24 protein-coding genes are annotated in these 21009 nt (G+C 66.9%); 2 read left to right on the top strand and 22 right to left on the bottom strand.

Annotated elements, in window-relative coordinates; translation table 11 throughout:
* Nucleotide 1 precedes the first annotated feature (1 nt).
* Nucleotides 2-910 (top strand): C40 family peptidase, encoded by a 909-nt coding sequence (locus LZ495_RS28740; protein ID WP_235055846.1) that lies wholly within the window; start codon nt 2-4, stop codon nt 908-910.
* On the opposite strand, the gene LZ495_RS28735 is transcribed toward LZ495_RS28740, so the two are convergent.
* The 12 genes from LZ495_RS28735 to LZ495_RS28680 all read right to left on the bottom strand — a co-directional run bounded on the left by LZ495_RS28735 (nt 883) and on the right by LZ495_RS28680 (nt 9475).
* Nucleotides 883-1848 (bottom strand): hypothetical protein, encoded by a 966-nt coding sequence (locus LZ495_RS28735; RefSeq protein WP_235055845.1) that lies wholly within the window; start codon nt 1846-1848, stop codon nt 883-885. The genes LZ495_RS28740 and LZ495_RS28735 overlap by 28 nt on opposite strands.
* 158 nt (nt 1849-2006) lie before the next feature.
* On the bottom strand, nt 2007-2252 hold the full coding sequence (locus LZ495_RS28730) for a hypothetical protein (protein ID WP_235055844.1): 246 nt from the start codon (nt 2250-2252) through the stop codon (nt 2007-2009).
* Nucleotides 2253-2393: 141 nt separating this feature from the next.
* Entirely contained in the window at nt 2394-3416 is a 1023-nt protein-coding gene (locus LZ495_RS28725; RefSeq protein WP_235055843.1) for a DUF932 domain-containing protein, read from the bottom strand.
* Between the two features lie 76 nt (nt 3417-3492).
* Nucleotides 3493-4554 carry an N-6 DNA methylase gene (locus LZ495_RS28720; protein ID WP_235055842.1) on the bottom strand — a complete coding sequence of 354 codons (1062 nt, stop codon included), beginning with the start codon at nt 4552-4554 and terminating at the stop codon, nt 3493-3495.
* Nucleotides 4530-5159, bottom strand: a complete 630-nt coding sequence (locus LZ495_RS28715; protein WP_235055841.1) for a DUF8033 domain-containing protein — start codon at nt 5157-5159, stop codon at nt 4530-4532. The genes LZ495_RS28720 and LZ495_RS28715 overlap by 25 nt, the downstream gene beginning before the upstream one ends.
* Before the next feature lie 115 nt (nt 5160-5274).
* A complete protein-coding gene (locus LZ495_RS28710) occupies nt 5275-5607 on the bottom strand; it encodes a hypothetical protein (protein ID WP_235055840.1) in 333 nt (110 codons plus the stop codon).
* A 62-nt stretch (nt 5608-5669) separates the two neighbouring features.
* Nucleotides 5670-6023, bottom strand: coding sequence for a hypothetical protein (locus LZ495_RS28705; RefSeq protein ID WP_235055839.1), 354 nt, complete (start codon nt 6021-6023; stop codon nt 5670-5672).
* A gap of 14 nt (nt 6024-6037) precedes the next feature.
* Nucleotides 6038-6910 (bottom strand): IS3 family transposase, encoded by an 873-nt coding sequence (locus tag LZ495_RS28700; RefSeq protein ID WP_235055838.1) that lies wholly within the window; start codon nt 6908-6910, stop codon nt 6038-6040.
* On the bottom strand, nt 6907-7215 hold the full coding sequence (locus tag LZ495_RS28695; protein WP_235055837.1) for a transposase: 309 nt from the start codon (nt 7213-7215) through the stop codon (nt 6907-6909). The genes LZ495_RS28700 and LZ495_RS28695 overlap by 4 nt, the downstream gene beginning before the upstream one ends.
* A 223-nt stretch (nt 7216-7438) precedes the next feature.
* Nucleotides 7439-7831, bottom strand: a complete 393-nt coding sequence (locus tag LZ495_RS28690; protein ID WP_235055836.1) for a hypothetical protein — start codon at nt 7829-7831, stop codon at nt 7439-7441.
* A 50-nt stretch (nt 7832-7881) separates the two neighbouring features.
* On the bottom strand, nt 7882-8226 hold the full coding sequence (locus tag LZ495_RS28685) for a hypothetical protein (protein WP_235055835.1): 345 nt from the start codon (nt 8224-8226) through the stop codon (nt 7882-7884).
* Between the two features lie 436 nt (nt 8227-8662).
* A complete protein-coding gene (locus LZ495_RS28680; RefSeq protein ID WP_235055834.1) occupies nt 8663-9475 on the bottom strand; it encodes a hypothetical protein in 813 nt (270 codons plus the stop codon).
* Nucleotides 9476-9490: 15 nt separating this feature from the next.
* Here LZ495_RS28680 and LZ495_RS28675 point away from each other — a divergent pair, with 15 nt between their 5' ends.
* Entirely contained in the window at nt 9491-9748 is a 258-nt protein-coding gene (locus LZ495_RS28675) for a hypothetical protein (protein ID WP_235055833.1), read from the top strand.
* A 264-nt stretch (nt 9749-10012) separates the two neighbouring features.
* Here LZ495_RS28675 and LZ495_RS28670 read toward each other — a convergent pair whose 3' ends face one another.
* The 10 genes from LZ495_RS28670 to LZ495_RS28625 form a co-directional block, all read right to left on the bottom strand.
* Entirely contained in the window at nt 10013-12775 is a 2763-nt protein-coding gene (locus LZ495_RS28670; protein WP_235055832.1) for an AfsR/SARP family transcriptional regulator, read from the bottom strand.
* A gap of 2 nt (nt 12776-12777) precedes the next feature.
* The gene (locus tag LZ495_RS28665) at nt 12778-13185 is read right to left on the bottom strand and encodes a pilus assembly protein TadG-related protein (protein WP_235055831.1); all 408 of its coding nucleotides are present in this window, start codon (nt 13183-13185) and stop codon (nt 12778-12780) included.
* Nucleotides 13186-13250: 65 nt separating this feature from the next.
* Nucleotides 13251-13715: a TadE/TadG family type IV pilus assembly protein gene (locus tag LZ495_RS28660; protein ID WP_308268654.1), complete on the bottom strand. Its 465-nt coding sequence runs from the start codon at nt 13713-13715 to the stop codon at nt 13251-13253.
* Nucleotides 13716-13755: 40 nt separating this feature from the next.
* The gene (locus LZ495_RS28655) at nt 13756-14196 is read right to left on the bottom strand and encodes a TadE/TadG family type IV pilus assembly protein (protein ID WP_372498657.1); all 441 of its coding nucleotides are present in this window, start codon (nt 14194-14196) and stop codon (nt 13756-13758) included.
* 9 nt (nt 14197-14205) lie between these two features.
* Nucleotides 14206-14463: a hypothetical protein gene (locus LZ495_RS28650; protein ID WP_235055829.1), complete on the bottom strand. Its 258-nt coding sequence runs from the start codon at nt 14461-14463 to the stop codon at nt 14206-14208.
* A 12-nt stretch (nt 14464-14475) separates the two neighbouring features.
* A complete protein-coding gene (locus LZ495_RS28645) occupies nt 14476-15372 on the bottom strand; it encodes a type II secretion system F family protein (RefSeq protein WP_235055828.1) in 897 nt (298 codons plus the stop codon).
* Nucleotides 15363-16112 carry a type II secretion system F family protein gene (locus LZ495_RS28640; protein WP_235055827.1) on the bottom strand — a complete coding sequence of 250 codons (750 nt, stop codon included), beginning with the start codon at nt 16110-16112 and terminating at the stop codon, nt 15363-15365. The genes LZ495_RS28645 and LZ495_RS28640 overlap by 10 nt, the downstream gene beginning before the upstream one ends.
* Before the next feature lie 134 nt (nt 16113-16246).
* The gene (locus LZ495_RS28635; protein WP_235055826.1) at nt 16247-17617 is read right to left on the bottom strand and encodes a TadA family conjugal transfer-associated ATPase; all 1371 of its coding nucleotides are present in this window, start codon (nt 17615-17617) and stop codon (nt 16247-16249) included.
* Between the two features lie 802 nt (nt 17618-18419).
* On the bottom strand, nt 18420-19133 hold the full coding sequence (locus LZ495_RS28630) for an SAF domain-containing protein (RefSeq protein ID WP_235055825.1): 714 nt from the start codon (nt 19131-19133) through the stop codon (nt 18420-18422).
* A gap of 904 nt (nt 19134-20037) precedes the next feature.
* Complete coding sequence (locus LZ495_RS28625) at nt 20038-20412, bottom strand: hypothetical protein (protein ID WP_235055824.1); 375 nt, start codon at nt 20410-20412, stop codon at nt 20038-20040.
* Nucleotides 20413-21009 lie beyond the last annotated feature (597 nt).

The raw sequence follows: 21009 nt of genomic DNA, 5'->3' as shown, positions 1-21009 counted from the left end.
CATGTTCGCAAGGATTGCCGCTGCATCCGTCGCCGTCGTCGTGTCGCTGATCATCCTCGTTGCCGTGGCTGCGACAGCCATCGTCGGCGCGATCGGGAAGCTGCTCACGTCGACAGTCACCTCGCCCGTGGCCGCCAGCGCTGACGCGCTGAAGGACATACCGGCGACCTACCTCGTGCTTTACCAGCGCTCCGCGGCCACGTGCCCCGGACTGCCTTGGACCGTTCTCGCCGCCGTTGGCAAAGTCGAGACAGACCACGGCCGCGACCCGATCCAAGTCTCCTCTGCGGGTGCCGTCGGCCCCATGCAGTTCCTCCCCGCCACGTGGACCGGACAAGGCGCCGCCGGCTCACCCTGGAACCCGCCCGATGCCATCCAGGCCGCCGCCGACAAGCTCTGCCAGGACGGTGCCCGCGGCGGTCGCGACATCCGCGGGGCGCTTTTCGCTTACAACCATGCTGAGTGGTACGTGACGAAGGTCCTCGACCAGGCCGCGACGTACGCCGCTCCCGCCGGCACAGCTCCACAGCAACCCGGCGCAGCCGCAGCGATCGCTATCGCGTTCGCGCAGGCGCAAATCGGCACCCCCTACGTCTGGGGCGGAGACGGACCCAGCGAGGGAGGCTTCGACTGCTCCGGCCTCACCAAAGCCGCTTACGCCGCCGCCGGCATCACCATCCCGCGCGTTGCCCAAGACCAGTACGCCGCTGGCCCCAAGGTCCCGCCGGGCGCACCCCTGTTCCCGGGCGACCTCGTCTTTTACGGCACGACAACCAACATCCACCACGTCGGTCTCTACATCGGCAACGGCCTCATGGTGGACGCCCCGTACACCGGCGCCCTCGTCCGCACCGAGCCCTACCGCCGCGTCGGCGACGATTACTACGGCGCCACGCGCCCGGCCGCCTGATGTACCAGGGTCAAGTTGGCTAAGACAACCGGATTCTCGCTGCGTGCTTGCTGTTCTACCCGCGCGAGCTCTAACAAATGCTCAACCGATACGGACGCGCTGTCGAAGGTCTCCTTGTAGCCACCGATTGGCATCTCTGTGTCGCTGAGGAAGGCGGGATGCCCCTTCGCTCGAAGGTGCCGGATAACGTGCTGTTCCACGCGGTATGCGTCAGCGCCTGTGGCGAAGGGAAGTTGAGCGAACAGCTCCCAGCCTTGGCCTTGGAACCGTGCGATGCGATTCTCGCGGGTGCGCACTCCTGTGATGCCGATCTTCACGGCTCCGTGCCCGGAGTGGGAGAGAATGTACAAGCGGGCCGGGGCACCGGGATCCAGCCCGTAGCGGGCACGGTGCCTGCAACACGCTCCTCTGGTACGGATGTTGTTGAGTCGGGGCGTGGAGGTTTTCGCGCATCGCTCGCACACCGACAGCCAGGGCGACGCGATGTTCTTGAACGGTTCCAGCGGACGAAAGTCGGCAGCGCGCATATCGGCGACGGCCTCGAGCGGGTCTCCAGGTCCGTGGCGCTTGCAGAAGCGGCAGCCGCCGTTGCGGCCGATGACGTTGTCGTACCGAGGGGCGACGACGTGCTCAGCGGTGACGCACTGCGCTAACCAGGGCTTGCCTGTACCGGGGAAGTCCATAAGCACGATGAAGCCGTGCTCCAACATCGCCGACCGGGCTGCTTCCGGGTTCTTTGGGGCGTTTGGTGCACACCAGACGCAGGAACCCTGACCGCTCATGACGTTGTTGCGATTCGGGTAGATGATCTGCCCGCATGGAATGTGGCGGCACATCCACGGTTCGCGAGCGCGTCCAGGGTAGGGCTCCAAAGGTTCGGCCTTGCCCAGTCGGCGCATGTCGGCAGCCGCGACATCGGCAGGGATCGAAGAGGCCATGCGCGTCTGTCCTCGGGGTTGTCGCGGCTTAGAGGGTAGTGAAGTGAAGCTTGTGGCCTTGGCGCGCCGAGGCTGTTCTACATCCTTGGGCCAACGCCGTCGTGCGCGGTGCCGAGGCCGCGGTCAAGAAGCGTTTCCCTCGACAACGCTGAGCCCGCTTAGGCGCCGTCGGCCTCGTTCAATGGGCTGTCGCCACGAGCTTTGTAGGCGTGGTACTCATCCATGACCTCGACACCCACCTTGTTTGCCAAATGGGAGAGGTAGAGCAACGTGCGTGTGAGCTCCGTGCGTTCGCGTGTGGCTGCACGGGACTTGGTGTCGTTGGTCTCGTGGCCGTCCCACTTGCGCAGCTCGGCGAGTAGCGTCTCGGCGGTTTCGACTGCTTCGCGAAGGTCGATCTTCATGGCTCACCTCCTGGCCGCTGCTGAGTCTTCCGCATCGTGGGTGGTGAGACCAAGGTTGACCGAAGCCGAAGCCGAAGCCGAAGCCTTGGGCCGGCGGTGCGGTATGACGCTGTGTTCCGCACCGCCGGCCTCGCCGTGCCGTCAGGCCGCCAGAGCAAGGCCGCCCAGCACCTTGTCGAGGGTGGTCAGGGTGGCGAGGTCGAGTTCCTCGACACCGCCGGTGACGGCGCGGAGCATGTTCCGTTCCGCGCGCTCGGCTCCGCGGACGGTCTGCTCGTGGTGCACGTAGGTGTTCACCGCCTGGACCACGCCGTACGCGGTGCCACGCCACGGGGCGACGCGCATGTCGTGGTTCCACAGTTGGGCGAGCGTCTCGCGCTTGCGCTCGGCCATCGAGCGCGACCGGCCCGGCTGTTCGGGCAGCTCTGCGTGCGCGTCGAGGAAGCCGGCCCACTGCTTGTCGGTCACCGTGATCTCGCACAGCCGCCTGACCTCCGCGGCGAAGTCGTCGGCGATCTCGTACACGATGTTCAGCGCGTCGCGGGCTTCGTCCAGGCGCAGCATGGAGTGCCGCGAGTGCTTGATCTTGATCTGCTGGCCGTGCTCGGCCAGGCCAGCGGCCATGGTGTTGTCGCAGACGATGTTGGTCACCGCGCGCTTGAACGTGGTGGCCAACGAGCCGTCGAAGGACGTGGCGCCGAACAGGTGCGGGCGGAAGCTGACGCCCTCTGGGGTCTTGATCGTCTCGGGGACCTCGACCGAGACCCAGGCGACGGCGCCGTCGCGGAGCAGTCCGGCGGAGCCGATCGACAGGTCGGCGTCGAGGAGTCGCCCGATGGTGTCGAGGAGCCAGACGTCGTACTGGTGGGGTTCGTACGAGTCGGTGAAGATCCCCATGACGTGGCCGGTGTCGCTGCGCCGGATGGCCTGACGCCCGGGGATCTCGTCGAAGGTGCCGGGCGCGCTGCCGCTCACGAACAGGGGGCTGGAGATGGGGACCCAGCTGAAGAGCCGGCGCTTGACGTCGTCGATGGGGATGGCGCCCGGGTAGTGGTTGGGCTCGTTCCCCTGGAGCGCGGCGCGGTAGTGCCAGGCGTGCTCGCGCTGGTCGGTGAAGCCGATGAGCACGTTGGCGTTGAGCCAGGCGAGGGTCTCTTTGGACATGGTGAACCTCCCAGTCGGGACGGTGGTTGGTTGCGGGACGCCGGGCCGGGAGTGGCCCGGCCCGGCGGCTGTGAGTTCAGGCTTTGGGCTGTTGGGCGCGGTCTGTGGGGTCGTCTTGGTCGGGTCGCATGACCGCGGCAAGGAGGGTTTTGGCATGGCGGAACGCCGCCAGCGACTGGAGCCGTGCGAGCTCGGCGTCACGGCGTCGGAGCCACACGTTGGCCTCCGCTCGTGCTTTCTGGATGCTGTCGGCGCGCATCAGGACGTCGGAGCAAGCGACGACGCTGTTCGGACCCAGATCCCAAAGGATGCAGTTGACGGCGCACGCCCCTGCAGCGACCGGATCGATGTCGTTGGCCTGCCAGGCGAAGTCCGCGGGATCGAGCCCTCGGTCGCGCAATTCCTCCGCGGCAGCACGCAGTAGACCGCCAGAACCGGCGGTTGGGTCGATGAAGGCCGAGCCCGGAACAAGGTCGGACGCCGCGCCACCGAAGGTGATTCCTACTCCAGCTCGCGACACTGAAGCCGGGGTGTAGAAGTCCCCGCGGGCACGCTTGTCGTCCGCTGCACGCAGTTGCTCGATGAGCGGTCCGAACAAGTCCACCGCATGCCGGTAGTCGGTGTCGGCGACCAACTCCAACAAGCCGGCGTCGATTGCAGCGAGCGCCACGTCGTGGGCTCCCCGAAGACGCCGTTCGGCTGAGCGGTCATCGAGGTGGAGCCATTCGTGCAGGATGCGGGCTCGCTCAACGAGGTCGGGCCGTTCGAACCACTGCAGGCCCCAGGCCAGCTTCAGCCACGCGCCGAACCTTGCGGGACTCATGGCTTGGATTTCGAGTCCAAGCTCGAGGCCGCCGCCGTCGCGATCCAGCTGCGGTTGACGGCGGGTCAAAGCCAGTGCGGCGACCGTTCCGATCGGCACGGCGATATCGCCACCGACTCGCGCGCGCCACCATGCGGCGATCACCTTGTCCGTGACCTGCCGAGCCCAGCGCTCCGGATCGGAGTACCGATCGCGGTGTCCACCAGGAGTTCCAGGTCGCACGGTGATCACCTCCTTGTAGTCGGGTTGGGTTTGGAGCCCGGCCACCGGCAGCCGGGCGACCAGCGCGGTCAGCCGGTGGATGCCGTGCCGCACCACTCGGCGCTGTAGGCCAGGTCGGGCGCGTCCAGGAGGCTGTCCGGGCCGTCGAAGAACAGCGACGGGGGCGGTTCGCTTGCGACCGCTTCCAGAGCAGCCTGAATGCGTGCCAGGACCACGGCCGCGGGGGGAACCGGGTCGTCGCCGTGCGCGCGCATAGGTGCGGCAGGGAACATCGGTTCCTGCGGCAGCGCTGTGGGGTCCGCCGGGCACTCGGTGGCGAGCGGCCAGCCCCACGACTCCGGGGCCCGCATGGGTGCCCAGGCGCGTCGCGGCATGTCCAACGGGAACGAATCCGCCTCAGCGTTAAGGGCGTAGAGCAGTCCCTGGTGGCCACTCGTGGTGATCGAATAGCGCACTTGCGGGACGACGACGGTGTCGTCGTCGAGAACCCACGCAATCGGGGTCACGTAGCTGTACACGGTGTAGCGGATGCGTCCGCGGTGGTCGCGGATCACGTCCCACCACTCCGCCGGCAGCCGGCCACGGCTCGCGGGCTCGCCCAACGCCGCTCGGAACGCACCGTACGTCCGGAAGGACTCGCGGTTCGCCAGAGCACGCCGCACGGCCCAACTGTGCGTGGCAAATCTGGGTATGGCCATTCTCATCTCCTCGGTGCGCGGCGCGGCCCCACCGGTGTATGGAGTTCAGAACGCTGGGGCCGCGGTGTGTATGCGGTCTTGAAGGCAGGCGTCAGACGGCAGAGTGCACGAGTGTTCAGCCGGTGCAGAGCAGGCAGTTGCACTCATGCGATTCGTGCGGGCACGGCTCCGTGCTGTCGTTGCAGGGGCGCCCGTTGTCGGCCTGGCAGGGCTGGTCGCCGTGGCACATGGCCGTGTCGCCGGTGCAGTCCGTCGGGTCGTCGCCGTTCGCAGTCTGGTAGTCGCCGCCGCCGGGGTCGTCGGCGCGCGGGCGGAGTTCGTACCGCGCTCCGCACGTCATGCACTGTTCGCACGACGATCCGTCGTCGTGAGCACAGCCAGCCGAGTAGAACCGGTGGCCGAACTGCGACCACACGTGGGTGATCGGCTGCCAGTCGATCTCGTTCATGGTCAGCTCCGGACCGCGTCGGTCGGCGCCGCGGTGGCTCGCGGCGCCGACCGACGCAGAGATCAGTCGTTGGATGGGGGATCGAGCGCGTCGGCCAGCACTGCGATGCAGTGAACGGTCGTCGGCCCCTCGGGGGGTTCGAACACCACTGACAGGGCGCCCCCGCCGTCTCGGCGGACGTTCTCCAACTCCGCCGATAGGTCGCCGCTCGTGATGTGGCGCAGCCATGCTTCGACTTGCGCCCGTGCCAGGCACCACGGGCATTGGCACACCCCGTGGACACCGCCGATCATCGACCCTTCGCACCGGCCGAACGCGCGGTAGCGGCGCAGGACCTCTGCGAGGGCGTCCCGCAAGGCGCCCACACCCGAAGGGATGTCACCGAAAGCCTGAGCTTGTTTCGCTTTGACGGACACCGTCGTTGTGGTGGTCAGGCCGCAAGTGCGGCTTCGTATTCGACGGGTGTGCGGTAGCCGAGGCTGCTGTGCAGCCTGCGGTTGTTGTACCAGCCTTCGATGTATTCGAAGACGTCGCGGTGGGCGGCGGCCCGACTGGGCCAGGGCCGGCTGGTGTCGAGATCGCTCTTGAGGGTGGCGAAGAACGATTCGGCGACCGCGTTGTCCCAGCAGATTCCGGTCCGCCCGACGGACAGCCGGATGCCGAACCCAGCGGCCAGGAGCGCGAGTTCGTAGCTGGTGTATTGGCAGCCGCGGTCGGCGTGGAAGATCGTCCCCGGTTGGGGTCGCTGCCGCCGGACGGCGTCGCGCAGGGCATCGGCGACCAGGGACGTGCGCAGATGGTCGGCGGTGGCCCAGCCGACGACCTTGCGGGTGGCGAAGTCGATGACGGTGGCGAGGAACAACCAGCCTTCGCCGGTCGCGAGGTAGGTGATGTCGCCGCACCACCGCGCCGATCCGGTCGCCGGACCGGGGGCGAAATCGCGGCCGATCAGGTCCGGGCGGGTTGCGGCGTGCGGGTCGGGGACGGTGGTGCGGTGCCCGCGTCTGCGGTGCCGGCCTTGAAGGCCGGCCTGGCGCATCAATCGGGCGACGCGGCGGCGCCCGACACGGGCGCCGTCGCGGACCAGGACCGCATGAACCCGCGGTGCGCCGTAGCTGCCGCGCGAAGCCCGGTGGGCCGCGGTGATCTGCTCGGTGAGTTCGGCGTCGCGGACGGCGCGCGGGCCGGGGGCGGCGGTGCGGCGGTGGTAGTAGGCGGCTCGGGAGACCTTGAGGAGTTCACAGGCGCGTTTGACGCTGTGACCTGCGCTGTTCTCCGCCTCGATGAACGGGTGGACCGTCACCGGGTCTCCTTCGCGAAGAAAGCCGTGGCCCGCTTGAGGATCTCCACGTCCTGGCGCAGCCGCGTGTTCTCCCGCCGCAGCGCGGCCAGTTCCTCCCGCTCCGAGCTGGTCAGGCCGTCGCGTTCGCCCGCGTCGACCTCGGCCTGCCTGACCCAGTCGCGCACCGCGGTCTCGGTCAGGTCGAAGTCCTTCGCGACCTGGCCGACCGACCGGTCGCCCTGCCGGCACAAGCCGACGATCTCGGCCTTGAACTCCGGCGTGAACGAGCGGCGAGCCCGAGGCTTCTTCTTCCCCATGCTCTCCATGATGGACATCCTCCCCAAGAGGCCGCAGCCCCCCAGCCAGGGTGTCCGTCAAAACGGATCAAGCCCAGCCGAGCTCGAGGTGAAGATCCCCGCGGGACCGTGCTCGAGTCGGCACACCTGAACATGCATCCTGAGTTCCCTCCTGTGCGGTTCGGGACCTCCTCACCCGCGGACGGGGGATGACGGGTGAGGAGGCGCCGAACCGCACAGCGGGCGGCGGCAGTCAGCAGATGTCGACCTCAGCGAGCTCGCACCGCTCGAGCGCGTCGGTCATTGCGGTGATCCAGACGCACACGTCGGCGCCCTCGGGCGGCCGGAACGTCGTGTTCCACGAGCGCTGTTCGCCGTCGGACGCGTGGGTAAGTGCGTAGGCGACGTCGCCGTCGGCGATCGCAGAGAGCACCGCTTCGACGTCAGTGGCGACGTCGCACCACGCGCATTCGCAGCAACCGTTCTGCAGCTCATCGGTGGTTGCGGCGCACAGTTCGGCGTAGTCGCCCTGCAGGTCGCGGAGTTCGTGTCGATAGGCTTCGATTGCGCTCGCCAGAACGCTGAAGCACATCGGTTCGGCCCCCGGGAGATAGCCGGGGATGTTCTGCCCTACGTGCAAGTGCATGCTTCTCTCCCTTCCGCCGGCTCTGCCGCCGGCAGAGCCGGCGCGAGGGGTCACCTCTGCCGGGCGGAAGCCCAGAGCGCCGACCACTCCGGTACGGGACCGGCGGCCGTGCGCGCCAAGAGGTAGACCGCGAACTGTTCGATTGCGCGACGGTGTCGCGCGGACGCGCCGACGTAGCGATCGCCGTCCCCGGTCAACTCGCGGAACAGCGCGCCGGAATCCGGCACTTCGCCGGTCGCCATGAACGCGATCCCATGCGACTCGGCATCGCTGTCGTCGACGTACCAACTTGCGATGGTGCGTGCACACGCATCGCTGATGACCGATCCGTACTTGCGGGCAGCGCGGCATTCCGTGAAAACGGCGCGCTCATCCTCGGTCTGAACCACGGTCACGAGTTATCTCCCTTCCTGCGGTGCCCCGGCGCCGGCCCACCTCGGATGTCCTTGAATAGGTAGGCGGGCACCGGCGAACCGCAGACACTGCAGGGTGTCGAGAGTCGGAAATGTGCTGCGCTTCTGTGCGCCAAGCATCGATTTCTGTCGTCTCGGACAGGCGGTTCAGAAAGAGGAGTTGCGCAAAGGTCGGAACCGCATGCCGTGGCCGCAGTTTCCGCCTTCACTTAAATACGTTGTGCGGTGGCCCTAAAATCCCGATCACGGTGCGAGAATCTACGGACGGTTGATTCCAGCGGCGCGCTTCCGGTCTTCTGCATAAATACGGTTGGCCCGTGTGCTTGAATACCGATCAATGCGAAAATCTGTCAGTCTTCAATGCCGAAAAAATGTGTGGCGCACCCGGTTGGGTGCGCCACAAACGTTGTTCGGTTGATCATTCGGAAACAGGCCGCTGCGCGCCCTGATAGACGAGAGATTCCCGGACTTCGTCAAGCCTTGACGTCAGCTCCCGCCACTCCCGGCGCGCATCGTCGCCGGTCCGCTGGACCTTGCACGACGAGTTGCGCGGCCCACCGTGAAGCTCTTGCGCAGCTTGCCCGATGATGCCGGCCCGCTTCAGGTTGTCCGCGCGGCCGGCGATGCGCATGACCGCACCCAGGGTGCGGAAATCAGACCCGTCCCCCCACGCGGAGCGGAAGATAGTTGCACTGTTGGCCGCGAACGCGGGACCCATGGCAAGAGTCGGCAGCACGTCAGCATGCGGCGCGCCGCGCATCATCTGCGCGCCGGGCACGGTGTCGATGGGCTCTGCCGGAACATCGAGGCGGTATCCGTTCTGCGCTGCAGCGTCGCGGACCGACCAGTACATGATCTTGGTGCGTCCGACGATGATCGTACGACCGTCCTTGCGGACGTATTGCCACGACTCTGCCTCACGCGTCGCGACGGAGACGGCCGACGGGTCGCACGAGTCGATGATCTGACGAAGCCGGCGAGCGAAGATCAGTACCGCATCCTGGGTGACGTCGTCGCTCACATCGTCGGTGCCGTAGCGCGGCGCGCCGTTCGGCGCCATGGTCGCACTTCCGTCCATCCGCTTCCGCCCGCGCGATGCGTCGACGGTGCGGCAGTACGCGCGCGCGATCCGTGCCAATTCATAGAAATCATCTTCCGTGACTCGTGCCATGTCTGCCGGCGTCACAGAGTCGGTGCATCGTCCACGAATTCCGGGCGACTTGTTCAGCATCGAGATTCCCCGATCATGCGCGGCACGCGCCCTATTGCGCAATGCCTTGCAATTCCATTGTCTCGCGAATGGCAGGGAAAGCAAGACGTCGGCGTCATCTATTTGTGTGTTAATTCAGGGCATGATGGGAATGTGCTGACGTTGCTGCAAATGTCAGCCATTGGCCCCGATGTAATCAGTTGGCGTATTTGGCGGATTGCAGGATTGGAACTAATTGATGCATCGCAAGTGGGTATTCTTGATGATCGTGATTCGGGATTCAGTGGGTGCTGAATGTATCGCGGACCAGCGAAGGAGTTAGGCAATTGAATGGGCAGGTGAACTGGTGAAGTCCCGCCTCGCGGAGCCAGTGCCGGTCGCCGAGCCGATTGACCAGTCCGGTACCTGGTAGCGAGTTGCACCTGGCTCGGGATGTGCTCAGGGCGGCCGCGACCTGCAGGTTTGCCGTGCGCAGGGGTATCCGCTTGGTCGGATGCCCCTGCGGATAGCCTGCTCCGGGGCTGGTGGATGGGATGTGGGACGGGCCAATTCGGTACTTCAGCTCGCTGCGGCTTCGCCATCATGTGGACGACGCAACTGCCGGCTGAGGTGCTGGACTTCAGGGCTGGGCGTCTCTTCGATCTCGGCGAGGGCTGTCGTGAGCAGGGCCAGCGTGCGCGGAATGTGGTCAAGTAGCCCAAGCCGCCGTTGCAAGCGCATGATGCCCGTGTACAGGGCTTCGTTGTACGGGTCGAGCTGACGTGCCTGCTCCAACAGAGCCAAGGCGTCACCAGGAGCGGCTGATTGCAGCGCGTGGGCGTGGGTGCTCAAGGTATCCAGGACGTCGCGGCGCAAGGCTTCCCGAGGCGCCTCGGCCCATTCGCTGGTCACGTCGACGGCCAGATGACCGCGATAGGACTGAATCACCCGCTCGACGATGTCGTGGCGATCCTCCGTTGCGCGGGTATCTCGGCACAACTCGATGTCCGCCTGGACCTGCCACAGGTCCACGGCGAGTCTCTCGGCATCAAGTGCGTACCGTCCGGCACGATGCATGATGACGTCGTCAATGCGCTCCCCAGTGGTTGCGCGGAACGCCTGGCGCATCTGGCTGAGCGTGGCATGAAGGCTGTTGTACGGCCTGGTGGTTGGTGCCGATGGCCACAAGTCGGCACCCAGAGCAGCCCGGGTGGCGCCGTCCTGGTGGACAGCCAGATAAGCAAGGATCTCGTGCTGCTTGGGAGCAAGCGCTGCGGTGATGTCTTGGACGTCCCCGGCGTCGCGTAGTAGCAGGCGCCTTGGTCCCAACAGTCTCAGTTCCAGTGAGACGCCATCCTGGGTGGGCTCTCGTGGCTGCGGTGCTGTGGCGTCCGGCCGACTACCTCCAAGGCCGCGGCCTGAATTGGGCGGACCTGGGGGCTGAGGAGGCGCCTCATCAGCACGGCGTCCGGAGGGTGGTGCTGTACCGGTACCAGACCCGCGTGCCGCGATGCGCCTTGCAGGCAATGCCGGCTCGGGTCCGATCTGTGGGCTCGCTTCGCGGAGGAGGTGCAGAACGTCGGTCGTGTCGGTGACTCCCAGGGCGAACAATCGGAGGCCGGACACGCTCCTGGTGATAGACGCGCTGGCGGCTTGAACGTATCCGCCTGCATCAACCGTGATCTCGGGCACCGCCGGCCAGCGGACCAAGAGCAGCACGGTGGGCCGAGACGGGCTGGACAGCGTTTCGGTGAGCAAATCCTCGTCGTCCTCACCGGGCATTGCGACCAGATATGTCGTCGGGGGAGCCTGCAGCGTTCCAGCCGCGCTCTGTGCCGGCGGGCCGCCGGCTTCATCGAGAGCATCCAGAACTGTCCTCAGAGATTCGGCGATCACGAGGCCAGGTGGGGGCGGTCCTAACGCTGTGCCGCCGAATAGCTCTTCAGCTGTGCTTGTAGTCAGCCCTACCTGAACGGGGCTGTGAGTGCTGCTACTTGCGAGCGCGACGGCGTTGGCAAGCAGCGCACGGATCGCGTCATGAGCGCCGGGCCCCAGGACGCTCAGGCCGCTCCTACGGGCGATGGTGAGGGCTTCTGAGCGGCCGTCGAGGATGCCTAGTGCCAGGCCAACCTGCGACTCGGTCTGAGCAAGGGTTGCCGTGGCGCGCGCACCACTCGCGACCTGAGGGTCCTGGGAGCGCGCCTTGGCGGCATCCCCCGCTCCGACAGGGCCTGTCGGTGAACTGGCCAGACTGTGAGTGCCAATCATGGCGCGGACGATGGGTTCCATCGCGAGGTCGTCTCGTTTGCCGCTGCCCGGCTTGTACCTGCGGCGGCGTCTGAGTCGTACCGTTGCCGCTGCTGCCGCAACGGCTGCAACAAGTCCAAGACCGACGTAGGCGCCGCCGGGAAGTTCGAACCCGTGGTCGGCCGCGGAAGGTGGTGCGGCCGGCGCCGACGGTGCCGAGGGAGCGGCAGACGGGGCTGAACTGGGCGGGACGAAGGGTTGTGGGACGTTCGGCGGTGGCACGGGCGGCGTCGTTGCTTCCGGTGGTTCGACGGGAGAATCGACCGATGGTGGTGGGTCAGTGGCTGGATCTGCCTGGGGCGTCGGCAAATGGAGTGTCCACCCCGGATAGATCAGGTCCGGATTACGCAGTCGGCTGCCGTCGGGTTGCGTGACTTCCTTGCTGGCTTGGTAGATCTCCGGCCAGCGCCACGGATCCCCAAGTTCTTGCTTGGCGATGTCCCAGAGTGTGTCTCCTCGCTGGACGACGTATGGGGTTGTTGCCGAGGTCGGAGCTGTGCCGCGCCCCTCGAATGACAACTCCGGAGTTCCTGCGTACGCCGTGGAGACGGCGGTGCGCACCACTCCCGGCGCGCGCATCGGTCCGTCCACCGGCATTGCCGATGCACTGCTGGACCGCAGCAGGGTGAGGACCATGCCCCCGACAAGCATCGCGACCATGCTCCGCACTGCGGACAGGCCCTCGACATGCGCCTCATGCGCAGAGCGAGTACCGACTCGACGCGCCAAGTTCGGCATGTGCACGGCGTACCAAGCGAGTTCGCGGAGAACGTTGACGACAATGCCGATCCAGCAGACCCAGGCGACAGCGGCGAGCAGATAGATAAGAGTTGCATCGCCAAGTGGTTGGGAGAGCTGCGCCCATGCGTCTCCAGCTGAGTGCGATCGGTCGAAGGCAGCGATCGGATTCCCGACGAAGTACACCAGCGCCCACGGGATGCCCAGCACGACCAACGCCAGCGCGACAGCTCGCAGCAGGAGGCCGCCGGCGGCCAGTAGGCAGCGAACCGAAGCTCGAACGAGTCTTGTGAACACGATTAACCCCCGCCTTGTGTGCTCGTGGTCACTCCACGCTGGGCCTCGGCAGTGGCGACAGCAGTCACCTGAATGGTTCGTATGCCGGCCAGCGACAGCAGCTGTGTCCGCTGTTCGTGCGTCACTCGCACTGTGACGCGCAGGCCGACTACGTTGACCGTGCCTTGGTAACCCGCGGCTGTCAGCGAGGCGATCGCTGCCTGGCGCGCCTTCGCAGGCTCCAGCGCGAAGGGTGCCGATCCGCGCAGCCCCCGCGGATCGACCGGCTGGGTGCCCGCGCGCGCGGCCTCCTGCGCCGCGTCCATCGCGTCCACCTTGGCGGCGAGAGCCAGCCCTCCGTCCAGCACCAGGCCCGCACACAGGATCAGCGTGCTGACGAGGGCGACGACGAACGCGGTGACCTGGCCCACTTCGTTCCCAAGGGCTGAGCGGATCCGCTGCGGGGTCTCCAGTCCAGCCCAGCGCCACCTACGGATCATCTGCTGTCTCCAGGTTGTCCTGAAGCAATCCCCACGGCGCCTCGATAGGCGTCAACGGGTGAAGTAGCACTGGCGCTAAGCCTCCGCGAGCCAGGCATGCCTGGGACCAATCCGTGGAGCGCCACCTCGCACGAGACCTGGACGTGCACGGTCCCGCCGGGGCGGAAGCGGCTGACGTCCGTCACGACTGTCACTCGCTGGCACGACACCCCCGCGGATGACAGGGCAGCCCGGGCGATGTCACCGGCACGCCGCTGGGCAGATGCCGGATCGCGGGTAGTGGAGGCCGCGCGCGCTGCCTGATGCGCGGCGTCGTGCAACTCCTGCCGATTCCCGGCAAGCCGACTGGAAGCGACGACAAGGAGGAGAACGAGCACCATCAGTGGTGCGACTATTACGAACTCGGCTGCAGCTGACCCAACTTCGGATCGCTCGCGCAGCTGAGCGAAGCGCGTGTGCACTCTCGGGAGGACCCGTTCCGGCGCGGTTGAGCACACGTCATCACCACCCTGCCTCTGATCCGGGGATGCGCGTCCGGGATGCGGCGGTGAACGTGCGGGAGTCCGGCCTGAACTTCTCGACGGGTCCCACAGCGATCGCCTTCACGGACAGGCGGACGCCGGGTACGACCTCGATTGCGGTACCCGTGATCTCGACGCGGACCTGGTCGGCGTCGCGTACGACCGAGACCTTGGTGTTCTTCAGGACTCCACTGCCGAGCGCCTGCAAGATGGCCTCGGCCCGAGCCTGACCGTCATCGCCGCTGCTGCGATCCGCTCGGGCAGCTGCCAACGCCCGCGAAGCGGCCGACTGCGCGATGTGCTGGGCATGGGCGGCCAGAGCGAACTGCACGACGAACATCGCAGTCAGAATCAGCAGCGGCATCACAACGACGAGCGCAGCCGAGACGGCCCCGGATTCATCGCGAAGCAAGCGTCGCATGGCAACCGTCTAGAGCATCGCGACGAGTGCCGACGCTGCTGCCTGCACGCCCTCGAGGACGGGGTGACCCATTCCGAGGTTGAGGCCGTTCACCTTCGCGACGAGCTTCGTCCGGAAGATAGCGAGGACGGCGATGGCGATCGCCACCAGAATCGCGGTCACGACGATGGTCTCCGTCGTGTAGCCCGAATCGTCCCGAGCAACGGCCGTTAGCCGTTGTTTGAGCGACAACCAGCGACGTCTTTGCCGTGTATCGGTGGTAGACACTGCGACACCTTCTTAGAGCCCGGTCATGACGTGGGACAGCGCGGGATAGCCGATGAAGATCAGGAACGCCAGGAACAACATCGCCAACGGCAGCGCCATACGTTCCGTGGCTGCGACGGCCTCTGCCTGGGCCTCCGACTGCAGACGTTCCCTGAGTCCTGCCGCCTTGGCCGAGAGGGACTCCCGGACCCTCGCGCCTTCGGAACCGGCCAGTGCGATTGTGGCGGCGAACTCCTGCAACTCCGTGACGTCCAATTCGTCACCAAGTCGCGCCAGGGCTCCCCACGGAGGGGTGCGGCTCAGGCTGGCGGTGTCCAGGGCCCGCCGGATCTGCGTAGCCGCCCAGCCCTTGGTCACGGCGGAAGCGTCAGCAAGCGACTGCTCGACGCCGGCTCCGCCGGCGAGGGCAACGACGGCAAGGTCGAGAAGCGCTGACAGCGTGTGCCGCATTTCCCGGCGGCGCTCTGCTGCCTCGCGACGGACAGCAGCGTCGGGCAGAACGAACATCGCGAGTCCACACAGCAAGACCACCGCAAGCGGTGCAGCCATTCCGAGGTCTGCAGCACCCATGCCTTGCAACGAGAAGAGCAGCATGGAGGGGATCAGCAGCCCGGCTGCGCCCGCAGCTACCTTCTCGGCGAGATGACGATCGACGTCCCGTCCCAGAGTCTGCAGATCTCGGCGCAGGCGCCCGCCGGGCAGGCCTGTGCTGCGAAGGAGCGGTACTGCGAACCTGCCGACCCGGGACAGCCAACGAGCCTCGCCCTGTTCGGCGATCGGCGCTGGAACGGGCGGACGGTGAAGCGCCGCCAGCGCATCGGCAAGCGACATTCTGGGAGGGAAGAGTCCGCGGACGATCACGACGATTCCGAGGCCGAAGCCCGCTCCCGTCAGCGCAATCAGGACCATGGTCGGCCGACCTCCGCCTCGGCTCGATCCGCGGCGAGAACGCGCACGTTGCCGCGCAGCCGGGCAATGCGCGCCATCCAGGCGAAGGCAGCAGCGAACAAGCTGCCCACAAGCGCCAGGGCGACCTGACCGCCCGCGCTGTCGAACGGCTCCAGGTACGGCCGGTTGAGCAGGACGAGACCGACTGCCATGGACAGCGTGACGGCGATGACCACACGTACTGATGTGCGGACGCGGGCACGTTCGGCATCGATCTTCAAGCGCGCCGCGACCTGGGCGCGCGCGGCCTCAGCCAGGGCCCCGAGGAGTTGACGGAGTTGTCCGGCCTGACGTTCGGCAGCCATGACGAGTGCCGCAGCCACCAGGTCTCCGGTGGCATCGTCGAGTTCGTCGGCGAAGTCGCGAAGCGCATCGGCCAGCCGATCGCCGTGCTCCAAACGAGCGACCAGGTGGGCAACCTCTGAGGCCACTGCCGGCGGAGGGCTGATCGCAGAGGCGCGTAGCGCCTGCTCGATCCCCGCGGCAGCTGCCAGCGTGTCCCGCAGAGCTTCCGTCCAGGCAGCGATTGCTTCGAGCCGTTCAGTTCGTGTGCGGGTAGACCTCTCGGGGCGAAGTACTTGGGGCAAGAGCAAGACGGCGAACCCGGCCAACAGGGCTCCGACCGGCCAGTGGGTCACGATGCCGGTCGTGATTGCCGCAGCGACAGCGCCGAGGACCAAATACTGCTGGTCGAACAACAAGCGAAGGCGCCTTGCCCACCGTTCGGTCCTACGGCTGTCACCTGGTTCAGGGAGCCCCCGCCAGCCGACCATGACCAAGGCCATGCCCAGTCCGGCGCCCGACCCGAGCAATGCGGCGAGCATCGTCGTGGAGGTCACGGGGACCGCCCCCACCAGGCTTGGCGGATGAGTTGCTCGTCGAGGCCTGCCGTGACCAGTTCACCCATGAGCTCGGCCCTGGGCGGTGTGGCGGGAACAGCTCGGCCATCGGGTCCAGGGCGATAGACCTCGTTGGAGATGACCTGGGTTCCGTCGGCTCCGACGACCTCGCGTACGGAATCGACCACGCGCACTCGGTCCGCGGACCAGGCGAGGTGCACCACGACGTCCAGCGCGGCAGCGACCAGGAGGTTTGTTGCCTCCAGCGAGAGCCGTTCCGGGGATTGCGCAGCGTAGGCGGCCAACTTGGCGAAGGTGCCGCTGCTTGTCGACGCATGGATCGTGGACAAGGAGCCATCGCTGCCCTGGCTCATCGCGTTGCACATGGGAACGACCTCAGAGCCCCTGATCTCCCCGACGATCACACGATCGGGCGCCATGCGAAGCCCCCATCGGACCAGCACGTCCTGGTCGATGGCGCCGACACCTTCGATGTTCGCTTCGCGGGCCTGCATCGCCACTACGTCGGGGTGCGCCTCGGGATCCCTGTCGAGGCCGAGTTCGAAAGTGTCCTCGATGGTGATCAGCCGTTCCTTCGCGGGGATTTCGGAGGCAAGTGCGCGGAGCATGGTGGTCTTGCCGACGTTCGGCCCGCCGGCCACGATCACGTTCTTGCGCGCCCGTACGAGTGCCGCGAGGAAAGCGGTGAGGCCCGGATCACACACCCCCAGCCGCTGCAGCTCGCCGAGCGTCACTCGCGGATGTCGATGCCGCCGAATGGAGATCGATACCCGCCCGGTCACCGACATCACGGCGAAGAGTCGACTCCCATCGGGGAGTTGGACGTTCAGTCGAGGTACAGCTCGATCAAAGCGCCGCTCTTCCAGCCCGGAACGCGCGGCAACTGTCCTGACCAGTTCGATCAGGTCGGCATCAGAATCGGCCACGGGCGCCACTTGGTGCTTGGTGCCGTCGGCGTAGCGGACGAAAACCTGGTCATGGCCATTGACGTTGATGTTCTCGACGCGCTGGTCGTCGAGTAGCCGCTGCAGGCCCCCGAGGCCGAGTAGGCCATCGAACACGGTGCGGGCTATTCGTCGGCTCGCCATGATGTCAAGAGGCTTTGCCGTGCTGCCGAGTCGACTGGCCGTCTCCATAGCGAGTTCTTCTTCGACCAGGGCCTCGACCATCTCCCGGAACCGGGTGGACGTCTGCGGCGGCAAGCCTGCGGCGGTGAGGCTCTCCGCGTGGTTTGCCGCCCGTTCGCTCACACGAAGACGCACGCGCGCAGCGAGTTCCTGCTCACCAGAACGATCCGGATCAATGCCCTGGGGCCAAGGCAGGCCTGCAGGGTCTACGGATCCCATGCAGCACCTCCCTCACGGCTCGCTGTCACCGGCGCGGGGTCAGCAGACAGCCCGGGGGCAACAACCTCCGATCTCCTCAGGTCGAGTCGACGTTCGAGATCCCCCACCAGGGCATCAATCGACGTCAACCAACCCGAGCGCCGTTGTCGCCTGCCTGTGCGGAGGGCCAGCGACAACGCCTTCGGGGTACTCGATGGCTCCGAGGGCAGGCGGTGCACCCAGCCCAGCCCGAGTGTCCGGGCTATCTCGCCGACCGGAAAGGGACACGGTCCAACCGTGATCAACCCCAGCCAGTGGTGCTTCGGCCGTAGCAACTCGACTTCGGCCGCAGCATGGGACAGGGAGTCGACGCCGCCGCGGCAGACAATGAGGACTACATCCGCGATCTCCACCAGTTGCTGCGTGCTCGGGTCCAGGCGTCCCACATCGACGAAAGTCACTCCCGTGCTTGTCGCGGGGCCGCGCAGCATGAGTCGGCTGTCGTACTGGTTCAGCATGTCAAGCGCTGCTCGGCACTGCGCAGCGGCCGCAGGAGCTGGCACAAGGATGACGCCGTTCGGCAGAGGCTGGCCACCCAGCACGAGGTGGTCGCGAGTGGACCCAAGCCGGGACGATGCAGCGACCTCGAGTAACCCTGGAGTGTCCGAAGCGCCCAGCCATGCTGATAGATCACCTCCGGCCGGATCTGCCTCCACCAGCACTACGTCCTCTTGCCGTTCGGACCATCGAGCGGATAGCGCCAGCGCAATCGTCGTCACGCCAGGAGACCCCTTCGCTGACGCGATCACCACGACGTTCCTGGTCATGGCGCCTCGCCGCCGGACGGAGACAGAACGGCCAGATGCGGCTCGCGAAGTACGGCGAGGGTGCGCGTGGCCGCGGTGTCGACGAGCAGAGTCACGATGGTGCTGCCGCTGGAATCGGGAACCGCGTCGACACGGACGACCTCGCCCACGACCACGGCAGGAGGTGGGCCAGGACTTGCCGGAGTGCTGACCGCAGGTCCTTCGAGTACGGCCGCACGCTGGCCCTCCCGTACGGCAGGCGGTGCCGCTCCCGGCTTGAGCACGATCGCGATCTCGGCCTTCCCGGCGGGCGGGTACTGGGCAGCGGCTTCGGTGTCGCCAGGTTGCAGCAACTGTCCCGAGACGAGATTGCGCGTAGTGGCCTGACCCGTCACGGACGACCGTTCCGAGCCCAGGACCACGCTTACGTCGGAGCCGACACCGACTCGGGCAACACGAAGGTCGCCCGACTGCAGGGCTTCGCCGCGCGGTACGTCACGCGTGAGTACGAGGACGTCGCGACGATCGTCGAGCTGCCGAGCGAACAGGACGAAGGCGAGTGCGGACAGCACCGCGAGCGCGAGCCCGGCCCAGACCAGGCCGGTGCGGCGACGTCGGCTGCCAGGTGGATTCGGACGACTGGCGGCGTTGCTGCCGCGACTTGTGGCCAGCGGGCGCCCAGAGCGCGAGGTGGCAGGGCCACCGGTCAGCCGCGCGCTGGGGGATGTCATCGGGGGCTCACCTAACCTCCGTTGCCCGGAACGACGACTCCCTGGACCTCGCCGACCCGCACCTGGATTTGCGCTGCGGTCTGCAGACCTGGGAACGCGCCGGACTGTCCGGCACCTGCCCAGGAGACGGTCCAAGTCACCGTCGCGACGACTGAGTAGACGTGACCTGGCCGCGAAGCCGACGACCGGACGTAGGTGTGCCCGCAGTCAGGGGATGAGCCGGCCGGGTCCGCCGCGGCCGAGTAGGGAGTACCGGCACCGCGACAGGTCACGGTCGTCCCGTCTCCCATTGACCAGTCGACCTTCTGCGGCACTGCGGTCGCCGTCACCGACACGCCTGGGACTGACGCAGTGCCGGACACCGGTTGCCACAAAGCAGCCTGGATCCAGAGCCATGTCGGGAAGTTCACCGTCTGCTCGCCGGCTGGGTTCGTGCCGATGCGAGGCGCGGGCAGGCTCAGCCTCGACACGGCCTGGAGCGCCAGCTCGGCGGGGGTCACCACAGGAGCAACGCCGGCAGGAAGGGGGGCTTGGTCGCGGCCAAAGTTCGGAAACCCTGGGAGGTACCAGTTGGGACCGTTCTCGGTGAGGCGGTAGATCGGCCCCGGGCCCGAAGCGAGCAGGAGCTCCAGGAATGAGACCTCGGACACGCCACCGCTCCCAGGCGCTACGGGACGCGTCGCTGTGCCGGCTGAACCAGCGGGGCGGCTCGGGCCGGCGGTGCTCGGGTTCCGCCCCGGGCTGGTTGCCGTAATTGTGCAGAACTGGCCAGAACAGACGACCGGTTCCGGTTTGTCGCCGCCGGGGTCGCCGGCACCGCGGGCTACGGAGAGGGATCCGAGGGTGAGTAGGGCGGCGAGTCCTACCCCGTTGGCAAACCGATGCAACGGCGACCGAAAGAGCGTCAGCATGTGCCGGCTCCGTCCACCCGAAGCTGCGTGATCTTCCAGAGCCCGTCTGCGAGCGTTGCTACTGCTTCGGCATGGTGCTTGGACCCGGGAATGTTGTCCTTCAAGGAGCCGTCGGCCTTGTACTTGAGCCACTGAGTGTCGTCCAAGCAGTCATTGATAGTTGCGGTCGTCCCCGAGGTCAGCGTCGCTTGTGCCGAGATGTGCAGGGGCCCCTTGGTCGTGAGCCCGTTCTGTTGGTCGACGGTGAGTGAGTAACGAAGTTTGGCGAGAGCCTCACCAGCAGCGAAGCGCTCCAGGTCGGCGAATGTCGGGTCCGACGTGAGTGCCGCAGTGAGCATCGCAGCCCACATCTGGCGGTAGGCAGCCAACGGCGCGTCCTCGGGTGCGCTCGGAGTAGACGGTGGACTGACGGGCGGACTGGCCGGGGTGCTCCGTGTCTCGGAAGGTCCGGACGGTGGAGCGGTGCTGCCGATCAACGGCGAGGTGACTGTCGGGCTTGCCTGTTGCTTCTCTGAGCCAGAGCCATTGCACGCCGGAACCGCGAGCAAGCACACGGCCAGCAGAACGGCGGGCGGTCGCCGTAGCTGACGACTCACTCGGCTTCACCCCATCCCGTGAGGGCATGCTGGCGTCCGTCGATTGCCGGCCGTGTGCGGCACGGCCACGTCGCCCATGCTGGTGTGAATCCCAACCATTAGTAAGGCGACATCTGTTCATGCATCCCGAGTTCATGCATGCTGCTGTCCTGAACTCGGGCCTCCGGCGACTTCGCCGCCCGGTGCGGCACCCCGACACTCGGGAGCCCGAAGAGCCCGACACGATGCCGCGGCGACCCTCCGTCGAGCATCGACCGCCGGGTGCGGCAAGGCTTGCGGACACCTCACGCGAGCCTGCCACTGTCCCGCCTCGGTCGGCGCGGCGTACCGCAGGTCCCGGCTTCGTACGTCGCCTCACCGCAACTTCAC

It is taken from the genome of Yinghuangia soli (assembly GCF_021502675.1).
Lineage (GTDB): Bacteria > Actinomycetota > Actinomycetes > Streptomycetales > Streptomycetaceae > Yinghuangia > Yinghuangia soli.
Note: the sequence above shows the minus strand (reverse complement) of the source record. Positions and strands in the feature narration are given on the sequence as shown.

Bases quoted from the DNA above. Each gene is read 5' to 3' on its own strand.
- LZ495_RS28740 (WP_235055846.1), top strand. From the start codon at position 2: ATGTTCGCAAGGATTGCCGCTGCATCCGTCGCCGTCGTCGTGTCGCTG.
- LZ495_RS28735 (WP_235055845.1), bottom strand. From the start codon at position 1,848: ATGGCCTCTTCGATCCCTGCCGATGTCGCGGCTGCCGACATGCGCCGA.
- LZ495_RS28730 (WP_235055844.1), bottom strand. From the start codon at position 2,252: ATGAAGATCGACCTTCGCGAAGCAGTCGAAACCGCCGAGACGCTACTC.
- LZ495_RS28725 (WP_235055843.1), bottom strand. From the start codon at position 3,416: ATGTCCAAAGAGACCCTCGCCTGGCTCAACGCCAACGTGCTCATCGGC.
- LZ495_RS28715 (WP_235055841.1), bottom strand. From the start codon at position 5,159: ATGGCCATACCCAGATTTGCCACGCACAGTTGGGCCGTGCGGCGTGCT.
- LZ495_RS28710 (WP_235055840.1), bottom strand. From the start codon at position 5,607: ATGAACGAGATCGACTGGCAGCCGATCACCCACGTGTGGTCGCAGTTC.
- LZ495_RS28695 (WP_235055837.1), bottom strand. From the start codon at position 7,215: ATGGAGAGCATGGGGAAGAAGAAGCCTCGGGCTCGCCGCTCGTTCACG.
- LZ495_RS28690 (WP_235055836.1), bottom strand. From the start codon at position 7,831: ATGCACTTGCACGTAGGGCAGAACATCCCCGGCTATCTCCCGGGGGCC.
- LZ495_RS28680 (WP_235055834.1), bottom strand. From the start codon at position 9,475: ATGCTGAACAAGTCGCCCGGAATTCGTGGACGATGCACCGACTCTGTG.
- LZ495_RS28675 (WP_235055833.1), top strand. From the start codon at position 9,491: ATGCGCGGCACGCGCCCTATTGCGCAATGCCTTGCAATTCCATTGTCT.
- LZ495_RS28655 (WP_372498657.1), bottom strand. From the start codon at position 14,196: ATGCGACGCTTGCTTCGCGATGAATCCGGGGCCGTCTCGGCTGCGCTC.
- LZ495_RS28645 (WP_235055828.1), bottom strand. From the start codon at position 15,372: ATGGTCCTGATTGCGCTGACGGGAGCGGGCTTCGGCCTCGGAATCGTC.
- LZ495_RS28635 (WP_235055826.1), bottom strand. From the start codon at position 17,617: ATGGGATCCGTAGACCCTGCAGGCCTGCCTTGGCCCCAGGGCATTGAT.
- LZ495_RS28630 (WP_235055825.1), bottom strand. From the start codon at position 19,133: ATGACATCCCCCAGCGCGCGGCTGACCGGTGGCCCTGCCACCTCGCGC.